Annotated in this window: 9 protein-coding genes; 1 reads left to right on the plus strand and 8 read right to left on the minus strand. The window is 73.3% G+C overall.

All coding sequences use genetic code 11. The annotated features are described in order from the left end of the window. Positions 1-2: 2 nt before the first annotated feature. The 7 genes from QMO56_RS07885 to QMO56_RS07920 all read right to left on the minus strand — a co-directional run bounded on the left by QMO56_RS07885 (position 3) and on the right by QMO56_RS07920 (position 9,294). Positions 3-1,736 carry a response regulator gene (locus QMO56_RS07885; protein ID WP_283524723.1) on the minus strand — a complete coding sequence of 578 codons (1,734 nt, stop codon included), beginning with the start codon at positions 1,734-1,736 and terminating at the stop codon, positions 3-5. Continuing rightward, positions 1,733-2,764, minus strand: a complete 1,032-nt coding sequence (gene cheB / locus QMO56_RS07890; RefSeq protein WP_283524851.1) for a chemotaxis-specific protein-glutamate methyltransferase CheB — start codon at positions 2,762-2,764, stop codon at positions 1,733-1,735. The genes QMO56_RS07885 and cheB overlap by 4 nt, the downstream gene beginning before the upstream one ends. A gap of 26 nt (positions 2,765-2,790) precedes the next feature. Next, the gene (locus QMO56_RS07895; RefSeq protein ID WP_283524724.1) at positions 2,791-5,007 is read right to left on the minus strand and encodes a response regulator; all 2,217 of its coding nucleotides are present in this window, start codon (positions 5,005-5,007) and stop codon (positions 2,791-2,793) included. Positions 5,008-5,107: 100 nt separating this feature from the next. Beyond that, a complete protein-coding gene (locus QMO56_RS07900) occupies positions 5,108-6,775 on the minus strand; it encodes a methyl-accepting chemotaxis protein (protein WP_283524725.1) in 1,668 nt (555 codons plus the stop codon). 4 nt (positions 6,776-6,779) lie between these two features. Next, the gene (locus tag QMO56_RS07905) at positions 6,780-7,337 is read right to left on the minus strand and encodes a chemotaxis protein CheW (RefSeq protein WP_283524727.1); all 558 of its coding nucleotides are present in this window, start codon (positions 7,335-7,337) and stop codon (positions 6,780-6,782) included. After that, a complete protein-coding gene (locus QMO56_RS07910; protein WP_283524728.1) occupies positions 7,337-8,779 on the minus strand; it encodes a protein-glutamate O-methyltransferase CheR in 1,443 nt (480 codons plus the stop codon). The genes QMO56_RS07905 and QMO56_RS07910 overlap by 1 nt, the downstream gene beginning before the upstream one ends. After that, positions 8,779-9,294, minus strand: coding sequence for a chemotaxis protein CheW (locus QMO56_RS07920; protein ID WP_349362347.1), 516 nt, complete (start codon positions 9,292-9,294; stop codon positions 8,779-8,781). The genes QMO56_RS07910 and QMO56_RS07920 overlap by 1 nt, the downstream gene beginning before the upstream one ends. 131 nt (positions 9,295-9,425) lie before the next feature. Here QMO56_RS07920 and QMO56_RS07925 point away from each other — a divergent pair, with 131 nt between their 5' ends. Next, positions 9,426-10,178 (plus strand): 2-keto-4-pentenoate hydratase, encoded by a 753-nt coding sequence (locus QMO56_RS07925; RefSeq protein ID WP_283524852.1) that lies wholly within the window; start codon positions 9,426-9,428, stop codon positions 10,176-10,178. Between the two features lie 151 nt (positions 10,179-10,329). On the opposite strand, the gene rpoD is transcribed toward QMO56_RS07925, so the two are convergent. Continuing rightward, positions 10,330-12,153, minus strand: coding sequence for an RNA polymerase sigma factor RpoD (gene rpoD / locus QMO56_RS07930; RefSeq protein WP_283524729.1), 1,824 nt, complete (start codon positions 12,151-12,153; stop codon positions 10,330-10,332). Between the last annotated feature and the right edge of the window lie 132 nt (positions 12,154-12,285).

Raw genomic sequence — 12,285 nt, forward strand, 5'->3', positions numbered from 1 at the left:
GCTCAGCGTTCCGTCTGCATTGGTACGCTGATCACGAAGGATGCGCCACCCGCAGGCCCGTTGCCGACAGAGATCGTGCCATCATGCGCCTTGATGACGTTGTAGGCGATGGCCAGCCCCAGCCCGGTGCCGGAGCCGACCGGCTTGGTGGTGAAGAATGGCTCGAAGATCCGCTCGCGCAAGCCTGCAGGGACACCGGGCCCGGAGTCGCTGATCGTGATGCGGTACTCCTGCGCGTCGTTCGCGGTCTCGATGGTGATGGTGCCCTCGGCGGGAATGGCGTCCGCCGCGTTGCTGACGATGTTCATCACCACCTGGTTCAGCAGCGCCGGGGAACAGCGCAGCTCCGGCACCGCCCCGTAGCGCCGCTCGACAACGATCCGGTCGCCGAGCTTGTGCGCCAGCAGGGTCAGCACGGTGTCCAGCGCATCCGGCACGTTGACCCGCTGGAAGGTGTCGTCCTGGCGGGAGAACTTGCGCAGCTTCAGCACCAGGTCCTGGATCCGCCGCAGGCCGAGCGCCATGGAGCCGGAGCGGTCGCGGCACTTGGCGACCAGCGGCCGGGCGGCGGCGCTCTCCCCCAGCATGCCCTCCACCTGGCCGAGCAGCCGCGCCACGGTGCCCTGATGCGCCAGGATGAAGGCGAGCGGGTTGTTGATCTCATGCGCGATGCCGGCGACCAGCTCGCCCAGCGAGGCCATCTTGGCGGCCTGCACCAGCTTGGTCTGGGTCTCGCGGAGTTGCCGGTTGGCCTCCTCCAACTCGCCATTGGCGCGCGCCAGCGCCTCGGCCAGGGCCGCCTTGGCCTGCGCGGCGGCAGCCTCGGCCTGGGCCCGCTGCATCGAGAGCTCGCGCTCGCGCAGCTCCGCGGCGCTGCGCCGGTCCTCGTCCTGCAGCAGCTTGCGGCGCAGCGCGGCGCGGATGCGCACGCTCAGCACCTTGGGTTCCGCGGTGGCGGGGATCAGGTCGTCCGCGCCGGCCTCGAAGACGCTGGCCAGGGTCTCCCGCCCGATCGGGCTGTCAGTGCCGAGCGCCACGATCTGGAAGCTCGCCCCATCCGCGCCCGGCGTGCCGGCGCCGCGCAGGGCGTTCATCCGGGCGCAGAGCGCCACGCCGTCGAAGCCCGCGCTGAAGGCGTTGAGCACCACGCAGTCCCAGGCCGACGGCTCGGCGGTGACGGCTCCCAGCGCCGCCTCGGCGCTCTCCACCGCCTCCAGGCGGTAGCCGTCGCGGGCCAGCAGGCCGGTCAGGTAGGTGCGGTAGGTGAGGCTGTCATCCACCACCAGCACCTGCGCCCGGCGGAAGGCGAGCATGCCCGGCGCCTGCTCGGCCGGCGAGGCGGCGGTGCGGCTGCGCAGCAGCGCGCGGATGCGCAGCAGCAGCAGGTCGTGGCCGGCCGATTTCGGCACATAGGCGTCGGCGCCGCTCTCCAGCCCCTGCCGCTCCAGGTCGCCCTCCTGCGCCTCGGTCAGCATCAGCACGGGAATGGCGCGGGTGCGGCTGTTCAGGCGGATCTGCCGCACCAGCTCGTCGCCGTTCATCCCGGGCAGGTGGTAGTCGGCGATCACCAGGGCGGGCAGCGTGCGGTTCAGCGCCTCCAGCGCCAGCTCGGCCGTCGCGGCGCGGGTGGCGGTGAAGCCCTGCCGCTCCAGCAGGCGCTGCATCTGCAGGGCCTGGGTGTCGGAGTCCTCCACCAGCAGGACGGGCGGGCCGGGCGGCAGGGTGACGCTGTTCACGGCCGCCGCCCCGCGAACTGCACCAGGCGCGGGCCGATCAGCGGCAGCGGCAGGCTCAGGCTGGAGCCGCCCATGCGCACGGCCGCCGCCGGCATGCCATAGACCACGGCGGTGCTCTCATGCTCGGTGATGGTCAGGGCGCCGGCGCGGCGCATCTCCGTCAGCCCCACCGCGCCGTCCTCGCCCATGCCGGTGAGCAGCACGCCGAGGCCCTGCGGCCCCAGCACCTCGGCCACCGAACGGAACAGCAGCGTGGCGGCGGGGCGCTGGCTGGAGAGCGGCCGCTCCCCGCTGATCCGCAGCAGGCCGCCGGACCCGAGCAGCAGGTGCCGGTCGCCGGGGGCGACATAGACCCGGCCCGGCCGCGGCGCCTCGCCCTCCTGCGCGATGCCGACGGCGAGCGGCACCAGCCCGTCCAGCCAGGCCGCGAAGCCCTCCATGAAGGCGCTGCCCATGTGCTGCACCAGCAGCACCGGCAGCGGGAAGTCGGCCGGCAGGGCGCCCAGCACCTGGGCCAGCGCGGGCGGCCCGCCGGTGGAGGCGGCGATCGCCAGCAGCGCCGGCGGCTGCGGCGCCGTCAGCGGCTCCGGCCGCACCGCCTGCGGCGGCCGCACCGGCCCCATGCTGCGCCGGCGGATCACCGGCACCTGGCTCATGATGTAGAGTTGCGTGCAGATGGTGCCGGCGATGCGCTCATGCCCGCCGGTTTCCATGCCGACCGGCTTCTCCACCACCGAGAGCGCGCCGGCGCGCAGCGCGTTCATCGAGATGCGCAGCGAGCTGTCCTCGACGCTGTCGGCGATGACGACGATCGGCGTCGGCTGCTCGGCCATGATCCGCCGGGTCGCCTCCAGCCCGTCCATGCCGGGCAGGCGGATATCCATCGAGATGACTTCGGGGCGGATGCGCGGCAGCTCGCGCAGCGCCTCCTCGGCCGAGGCGACGGCCGCCACCAGGGTGAGGCGCGGATCGGAGGAGACGATATGGGCGAGCAGCCGCCGCACCACCAGCGAATCCTCGACGATCATGACGCGGACCGGCTCAGTCGAAAGCTTCACAGCATCTGGCCAATGGTTGCGAGCAATTCGCGCTGGTCGAACTTCTGCTTGGTGATGTAGGCGCCGGCACCCAGCTCGAGCCCTCGCCGCATGTCCTCGGAACTGGCGCGGGAGGTCATCAGGATGACCGGGATCGGCGCCAGCCGCGGATCGTTCTTCAGCGCCTGCAGCAGGCTGAAGCCGTCCATGCGCGGCATCTCGACATCGGCGACGATCAGGTCCACCAGCGCCTCGCCGCTGCGCAGCCGGCTCAGCGCGTCCAGCCCGTCCACGCTGAGCAGCACGCGGAAGCCCTGCCCCTCCAGGATGCTCTTCTCCAGCGTGCGGGTGGTGATCGAATCGTCCACCACCAGGATGGTGGCCGCCTCGCGCGCCTCCTGCGCCGCGACCAGGCCGAGCCCGGCGGCGGCGAGCCGCCCCTCGTCGCGCAGCCAGCGGCCCACCAGACCCTCCGGGCTCAGCACCAGGGCCGGCGCCGCCGCCCCCAGCGGCACCGCGCCCACCACCAGATCGCCCTCCAGGCCGGGCGTGTCCACCGCGTCCACCATCAGCGTGCGGACGTCGTGCAGCGCCTCCACCGCCAGGGCGCAGCGGCGCTCGCCGCTGCGCAGCAACACGGCGGTGACATGTCCGTCCTCCACCGGGATCGGGCTGGCGGCTTGGCCGAGCAGGCTGGGCAGGGCAATCATCGGAGCGATAACGTCGCGACCGCCCGCTTCGATGCGCAGGACAGGCTTGCCCTCGACCGTTTCAACCTCGGCGGCGCGCCGGCGCAGCAGGCGCTCGACGCCACGGCTCGGCAGCCCGTAGGTCTGGCCGCCGGCGCTGAACAGCAGCACCGGTTCGCGCGCCGCGGAGAGCGGCACGGCGATCTCGACCTCGGCGCCCCAGGGGCGGCGCGGCCGCAGCGTGGCGCTGCCGCGCAGCCGGCGCGCCGCCTCCGCCACCACCGAGAGCCCCATCCCGCGGCCGGAGAGCCGGTCCACCGCCGCATTGGTCGAGAAGCCGGGCTCGAAGACCAGCGCCAGCACGCGGTCGGCCGGCGGCGGCGGCTGGTCGGTGGCGCGCGGCGGCAGCAGGCCGCGCTGCACCGCCACCGCCTCGATGCGCTCCAGGTCCGGGCCGCGGCCGTCGTCGAACACCGTCAGCACCAGCAGCCCGCCGCGCGCGGCGAGGCGCAGGCCGATCTCGGCCTCCGCGGACTTGCCCTTCGCGGCGCGCTCGGCCGGGCTCTCCAGGCCATGGCTGACGGCGTTGCGCAGCAGATGGGTGACGGGGTCCTTCAGCGCCTGCAGCACCCGCCGGTCGGCCTGCAGGTCGAGCCCTTCGAGGCGCACCGCCGCCTCCTGGCCGGCCTCGCGCACCAGCTCGCGCGCCATGCGGCCGAGCGAGCCGAGAATGGCCTCGGCGGGGACCAGGGTGATGCGCTCCACCCGCTGCCGCAGGCCGCCGAGGGCCGCCTCCACCGCCCAGGCGCCGCCGCGCTGCTCCCGCCCGAGCCGGGTGACGTGGCGCAGCAGCCGCATCAGGTCGCGGTCGAAGTCGCGCGCGCGGCTGCCGGCGCCGCGCTCGCGGGGTTGGGCCTCCCAGGCCCGCCGGAGGTCGCGGACCTCCGCCTCCAGCGCGCGCAGCCCGGCGCCGAGCGCCGCCTGCTCCCGCAGCGCCTCGGCGAGCGCCTGCACCGCGCCGGTCAGGCTCTCCACCTGCCCGGCATTCACCCGGAGATACTCCACCGCCGCACCGGGCGGCTCGGCAGCGGGTGGCTTGATGGCGGGCGGCTCCGCCGGCGGCGGTTCCGGCCGGGAGGGCTGCGGCGACGCCGCCTCCGGCACCGCGCGGCCGAGCAGCCGGTCCAGCGCCTGCTGCGCCGCCGCCGGCGGCTCGGAGGGGGCGCCGCCCTGCAGCGCCGCCACATGGCCCTCGATGCCATCCAGCCCGAGCTGCACCGCCGCGATCGTCTCCGCTCCCAGCGCCAGACCGCCCTCGCCGATCCGGCTGAACACCGCCTCCAGCCGGTGGGCCATCTCCTCCACGACAGGCAGGTCCACCGCCCGCGCGGCGCCCTTCAGGCTGTGCGCGCGGCGGAACACGTCCCGCAGGTCGAAAGGCCGGCCCTGTTCCACCGCCGCCAGCGCGGCGCGGATGGCCTGCAGGTGCTCCTGGTGCTCGATGCCGAAGGCGGCGAGCAGCTCCTGGCGCAGGTCGTCGCTCACGGGCCGCCCCTCCGGCCGGCCGCCCAACCCCGCCGCCGCGCCGGAGGCGGCGCGGCGGCGGGGGCCGGGGCCATGGTGGAGCCGCGGCGCATGCGGCGGCTCAGAAGCGGTAGCGGTCGGCCAGCCCGACCAGCCGCTCGGAGAGCTGCGAGAGGTTGGCCGCCGCGGTGTCGAGCTGCCGCGTGCCGGCCGCCGTCTGCTGGCTGGCCTGGCGGATGTTCTGCAGCGCGCTCATCACCTGCTCGATGCCGAGCTGCTGCTGGTTGGTGCTGGCGACGATCTGCTGGAAGGTCTGCACGCTCTCCTGGATGCGGCCGGTGATCTCGGTGATCGTGGTGTGGGTGGTGTCGGTGCGCCGCCGTCCCGCCGCCACGCGCTTCACCGCCTCCTCCGTCAGCATGACCGAGGAGTTGATGCCGCGCTGGATGTCGCCGAGGATCGAGCGCACCTGCCCGGTCGCTTCCTTGGCCTGGTCGGCCAGCGTCTTCATCTCGGCGGCGACCACGGCGAAGCTGCGGCCCTGCTCGCCGGCGGCGGCGGCCTCGATCGCCGCGTTCAGCGCCAGCAGATGGCTGCGCTCCGAGATATCGTTGACGGTGGCGATGATCTCGCCGATCGCCTGGGTCTTCTCCGAGAGCGCGACGATGTTGCTGGCCACCGCCTCGGCCTGCTCGCGGATGGAATCCATCGCCCGCACCGTCTCGTCCACCGCCTTCAGGCCGGCGGTGGAAGTCTGCGCGGTGGCCTGGGCGGAGGCGATCACCTCCTGCGCGCGCTTGCCGATCTGCACGCCGGAATGGGTGATCTCATCGACCGTCGCCGCGGTCTCCTGCACGGCGGCGAGCTGCTCCTCGACGCTGGCCGCCTGCTCCTGCGTGCTGGCGCGGATCTCGGCGGCGGAGGCGTTGAGGTTCTCGGTCGCCTCGCGGCTCTGCCGCGCGAGCTGGCGCAGCCCCTCGACCATGGCATTGAGCGTGACGCCGAGCCGGCCCAGCTCGTCCGGCCCGGTCACCGCCGCCTCGCCGGCCAGGTCGCCGCGCCCGATGCGCTCGACGAAGGCCATGAAGGTGGCCAGCGGCTGGGTGATCGAGCGGCGGATCAGCAGGGTGATGGCGATGCCGAGCACCACCGCGCCGATCAGCACCAGGATCACCGAGAACCGGCTCTCCTGGTAGATGTCCCGGCCGCGCGCCTGACCGTTGCTGATGACGGCGTTCAGCGTCTCCTGCACGCCGTTGGTCAGCCGGTCGAAGGCGGTGCGGCTGGCGACGATGGCCTCCCCGGCGGCGATCGCCGCGGGCAGGTCGTTGGCGCGGATAGCCTGGAACTGCGCCTGCGTCTGGTCGCGGATCTGCCGCAGCGCCGCAGCAGCCTGGTTCAGCTGCTGATTGATCCGCTGCCATCCCCCCTCCCGGTCACCGGAGACCGCCTGCGCGGCGTTGCGGCTGGCATCCGCCTGCATCTGCTGCAGGACCGCCTCGCCATCGGCCGCATGGCGCGACCAGGACTGCGCAAGATCGTCCGGCGGCACCTCGCGGCCGAGCCCGCGCAGCAGGAAGCGCGACAGGTTGCGGCTGCGGGTGTCCTGCATCGTGCTTTCCGCGTCGCGCAGTTCCATCACGTGGCGCAGCATCGCCAGGTCGCGCGTGACGATGGTCTCGGTGGCCTCAGTGACGACGCTGATCTGATTGAGGCTGTACAGGCCGAGCCCGATCAGCAGCAGCGTGATGGCCATGAAGCCGGCGAGGATTCGGTTGGCGATGCTCAATTCGTCACGCTCCGGAAGGCAGGGCAGGCGCCATGAAGGGTTGCAGCAGCCGGTGGGAATCGACCAGTCCGAGCAGGGCGCGCCGCCCGCCGGCCAGCTCGGGCGGGGTGAGGGCATGGCCGGTGAGGGCCCGTTCGGCCGGGCGGCCGGGATCCTGCAGCGGCGTGACCTCGGTGGCGCCGGCCACCCGCTCCACCCGCAGGGCGAAGCGGCGGGGCCCCGCCGCGCGCAGCAGCAGCACGTGTCCCCCCTCCCCCTGCGGTGCCGCCCGGCCGAGCGCCATCGCCAGGTCCAGCAGGCAGAACATCTGCCCGGCATGGCTGAACAGGCCGAGCACGGCGGGCAGCGCGCCGGGCACGGGCGCCCAGGCCATCAGCGGCAGCACCTGCGCGACGGCACCCAGCGGCAGGCCGTAGAACTCCGTTTCCAGCTGGCAGGCCATCACCGTCAGCCGGGCCTCGGCCGGGGCGGCCGCGGCCCCGCGCGCCGCGAGCAGCCGCGTGCGCTGCTCCAGGATGCGCGCGGCGCGCGGGGGCGGGACAAGGACGCCACGATTGGGCATCAGGAACCCTTCACCGGACCGAGCGCCTCAAGATGCAGCCGTACCGTGGTGCGAAGCTCCTGCGCCGTCATCCCGTCCCCTTCCTCCAGCGCCGCGCCGCCCGGCAGGCTCATGGCGATGCGCGATGCCACCGCCAGGGCACGGCGGCCCGAGGCGGCGCGGCCCTCATCTAGCAACAACAGGCCAAGCTGGTAATGCGCCATGATGAAGTCGCCCCGCAGATAGAGGGCGCGGCGGAAGGCCTGCTCCGCCGCCGCCGGCCGGCCCAGGGCGCGGGCCACCAGCCCGTCATAGTAGTGCAGCGCGGGATGCGTCGGCTCGGCGGCCAGCCCGGCGCGGCAGGCTTCCTCGGCGCCGGCCAGGTCGCCGCGATCGGCCCGGGCGCGCACCTCCTCCAGCAGGGCGGCGGCCTGCGCCGGCGCGGCCGGGCCAGGCCTTGCCGGCGCCGCTGACGGGACGGGCGGCGGCCGCGAGGCCGGCGGCACCGGCAGGGGCGCCCAGGCGGCCGGCGGCGGGGGCATGGCCGGGAGGGCCGCCGGCGGGACGGCCGGCAGGAGTGGCAGTGCGCCGCCGCCGCGCCGGTAGGCGGCCGTGCCGGGCAGGTTCACCACGTCCAGGAACTGCGCGAAGGCGGGGTTCGGCTCCGCATGGCCGAGCAGCAGCCAGCCGCCTTCCTTCAGCCGCTCCGCCAGGGCGCGCACCAGCCGCTCCACCACCTCGGGATGGAAGTAGATGAGGACGTTGCGGCAGAGGATCAGGTCGAACTCGTTGAACTGCAGCGGCGAGGTGCCGTCGAGCAGGCTCAGCAGGTTGTGCCGCTCGAAGCGCACCATCGCGCGGTGATGTGGCCGCAAGGCCCAGTGCCGGCCGTCGGCGGCGGGGGTGAAGTCGCGCTCCACCTCCTCGGCCGGCAGGCTGCGCAGCGCCCAACGGCTGTACAGGCCGCCCCGCGCCACCTGCAGCACCGCTTCGTTCAGGTCGGTGCCGATCAGGCCGATCCGCCACTGCGGCAGCGCCTCGCCGAGCAGGCGGCGCAGCAGGATGGCAATGGAATAGGGCTCCGCCCCGCTGGCGCAGCCGGCGCTCCAGATCCGCAGCTGGCGTGTCGCCCCGTTGCGCGCGATGAGCTCGGGCAGGATGGTTCCCTGCAGTGCGGCGAACTGCTCGGCATAGCGGAAGAAGAAGGTCTCGCCGATGGTGATCGCCGCCACCAGCGCCGCCCATTCGGCCTCGCCGGCAACGGGGTCCTTCAGCCGCTCGATATAGGCGGCGGTGCCGGGCAGGCCGGTCTCGCGCAGCCGGCGCCGCACCCGCTCCCAGAGCAGCGAGTCCTTGTCCTGGTAATAGAAGTGCCCGGTGCGGGCGATCACCATGGCCTTCAGGCGCAGGAAATCCGCATCCGGGATGAAGGCCGGGGTGAACGGGCCGGGCGCGTGGGACATCAGCCCGCGCTGGCCCATTCGGCCAGCCGGGCCTGGGCATTCTCCCGCAGCGCCGCCAGGGCGGCCTGCTCCTGCGCCAGCAGGACGCGTTCCACCGCCAGCAGGTGCACGAAGCCCTCCGGCGTCTCGATCTCCGCCAGGGCGCAGCCATTGGGGGTGGCCTCCGCCGCGAGAGGGCGCAGCCGGCCCTGCGGGATGCGCAGCAGGTCGAGCGCGCGGTCCACCAGCAGGCCGAGCGCCCCCTGCCGCCCCGCGACCACGACGACGTGCCGGTAGAGCGCCGCCTCGCCCTCGGCGCCTTCCGCCGCCAGCCCGAAGAGCCGCACCAGGTCGAGCACCGGCAGCGCCTCGCCGCCGAGGTTCAGGAAGCCGGCGAGCGGGCGCGGCAGGCCGGGCGGCCGCCACAGCCGGGGCAGCGGCAGGATCTCCCGCACGGCGCTGCCGGGCAGCGCACAGGTCCGGCTGCCGAGCCGCAGCAGCAGGTAAGGGTCAGCGGAAGGGGCGGCGATGGTCACGAGCGGCGAATCCTGGACGGAATCCTGGTTATCACCGCCGGAACAGGCCCGCCAGCCATCCGGCTTACCCCTCTCGACGCTGCCGCCGGGCCTCGCCAGGATGCCCCGCATGCTCCCGGAGGATTCGCCCCATGGCCATTGACGCCGCCGCCGCCGCCGCCGCCCTTCTCCAGGCCCGCCACAGCCGGAACTGGCTCGAAGCCCTGCCCGAGGGCGCCCGGCCGGCCGACATGGAGGATGTCTATGCCATCCAGGCGTTGGTGGCGGCGGAGCTGGGCCCCGTCGCGGGCTGGAAGGTCGGCGCCGCCAGCCCCACCGCGGAGCCGGGCTGCGCGCCGCTGCACGCGCAGAACCTGCGCTTCGATGCCGCGCCCTTCCACGCCGCCGCGTTCAACATCACCGGCATCGAGGCCGAGATCGGCTATCGCCTGGGAGCCGATCTGCCCCCGCGCGACACAGCCTATGCGCGCGAAGAGGTGATCGCTGCCATCGCCAGCATGCACCCCACCATCGAGATCGTGGACACGCGCTTCGTCCGCCTCGGGCTCGATCCGCTGAGCCACGCGGCGGACCAGACCAGCCACGGCGCCCTGGTGGTCGGCCCGGCGCTGGCCGGCTGGCAGCGCATCGACCCGCCCGCCGTGCCGGTGCGGCTGACCTTCAACGGCGAGGTGGCGGTGGAGCATGTCGGCGGCAATTCCGCCGGCGAGCCGATCCGCCTGGTGCAGTGGCTCGCCAATACCGGCGCGCGGCGCTACGGCGGGCTGAAGGCGGGCATGGTGATCACCACCGGAAGCTGCACGGGGAACATCCTGGTGCGGCCAGGGACCAAGGTGCGGGCGGAATTCCAGGGCGTCGGCGTCGTCGAGACCGAAATCCAATGAAAAAGTCCGGGGGAAGGAATTCCCCCGGCCCCCCATCTTTTTTCTTCAGGTCTCCCGCGCGGACGGAAAGCGCAGCCCCAACCGGCAAAAACGAAGAAGGGTCAAACCCAGAGGTTTGACCGGGGGAATTCCTTCCCCCGGGCTTTCCTCCTCAGGCCAGGAAGCTGCGCAGCGACCTGCCGCGCTTCGAGCCCTGCAGCTTCTTCAGCGCCTTCGCCTCGATCTGGCGGATGCGCTCGCGGGTCACGTTGAAGGTCTTGCCGACCTCCTCCAGCGTGTGGTCGTTCTCGCCGCCGATGCCGAAGCGCATGCGCAGGATACGCTCCTCGCGCGGCGTCAGGTCGGAGAGGATGCGCATCGTCGCCTCGCGCATCGAGGAGCGCGCCGCCGCGTCGAACGGCATCACCGCGTTCTCGTCCTCGATGAAGTCGCCGAGGCGGCCGTCATCGTCGTCGCCCACCGGGTTCTCCAGGCTGACCGGCTCGCGCGCCAGCCGCTGCACGGCGCGCACCTTGTCCACCGACATGCCCAGCTCCGCCGCCAGCTCGTCCGGCGTCGGCTCGCGGCCGGCCTTCTGCGCGAAGCGGCGGCTCATGCGCGCCACCTTGCCCACCGTCTCCGTCATGTGGACGGGAACACGGATGGTGCGCGCCTGGTCGGCCAGCGAGCGGGTGATCGCCTGCCGCACCCACCAGGTGGCGTAGGTGGCGAACTTGAAGCCGCGGCGCCAGTCGAACTTGTCGACCGCGCGCATCAGGCCGATGTTCCCTTCCTGGATCAGGTCGCCGAACATCAGGCCGCGGTTGCGGTAGCGCTTGGCGATGTGCACGACCAGCCGCAGGTTGGCCCGCGTCAGCTCCTCCTTCGCCTTGCGCATGTCGCGCTCGCCCCGGCCAACCTCGGCGCAGACGCGGCGCAGCTGCGTGGCGGGAAGCCCGCTCTCCGCCTCCAGCCTGATGATCGCGGCGCGGATGCCGGGCAGCTTCTCGGCCAGCTCGCGCAGCGCCGCCTCGCGCCGGGCGGAGGAGGTACGAACCTTCTGCGCCGCCACCAGCAGCGCATCGGCGCCTTCCTCGCTGCCATCCCACACGCGCAGCACGTCCTCGCGCTCCATGCGGGCCGCCACGGCGAGCCGCAGCGCCTGGCCGTCGAGCGCCAGCAGGCGGCGGTTCATGTCGCGCACCTGCGCGACCAGCATGTCGAGCCGCGCCGGGCGCAGGCGCAGCGCGCCGAACAGCGCCACCATCTCCTGCCGCTGCGCCATCGCCGTCTCGCTGCCGGCGGGCAGCCTGCGCAGCGCGGCATGCGCCTCCAGCGCGGCGGTGAAGGAGGCCAGGACCTCCGGCTTCATCTTCTCATCGAGGGTGGCGTGCGGGGCGGCCTCGCCTTCTTCCTCGGTGACCTCCGGCTCCGGCGCCGCATCGGCGGCCATCGCCTCCAGCTCGACCACGTCGCGCAGCGGCATCTGCCCCTGCTCCAGCGCGGCCTTCCAGGTGGCGAGATGGGCGAAGGTCATCGGGCTCTCGCAAAGCCCGGCCAGCATCGCGTCGCGCCCGGCCTCGATCCGCTGCGCCAGCGCGATCTCCTGCTCGCGCGAGAGCAGCTCGGTGCCGCTCATCTCGCGCAGGAACATGCGGACGGGGTCGTCCGAGCGGGCCAGGCTGGCGCCGTTGACGTTGCCGCCCTCGGCAGCCTCGTCCTCGGACTCCTCGCGCTCCTCGTCGGAAGCCTCGGCCCGCTCGGTCTCCTCCGTCTCGTCCCCCTCGGCGGCCGGGCGCGCCTCTTCCTCGAGGCCGTCGAACTCCTCCGGGAACTGCGGGCGCCAGACATGGCCGGTGCTGCCGTTGGAATCGAGGCGGTCCGTGTTGTCCTGGCCATCCTGGGTCAGGATGTCGCCGAACGCCGCGCGCGCCTTGAGCGTCGCATTGTCCGACTCGCCCTGATCCGTCGCGCCGTAGGTAAACATCCCGTCCATTGATTCACCTGCACTTCATTCTGGGGGACCGCACAGGTCCCGGAACCCTGCCCTCGCCCGTGTCCGGCACAGAGCCCCGCACCACGCCGGAAAGCGTGGAGCGAGCGAGGACAGGCTAGGGGATTGGCGTCA

The organism is Roseomonas sp. E05, from assembly GCF_030063475.1.
GTDB lineage: Bacteria > Pseudomonadota > Alphaproteobacteria > Acetobacterales > Acetobacteraceae > Pseudoroseomonas.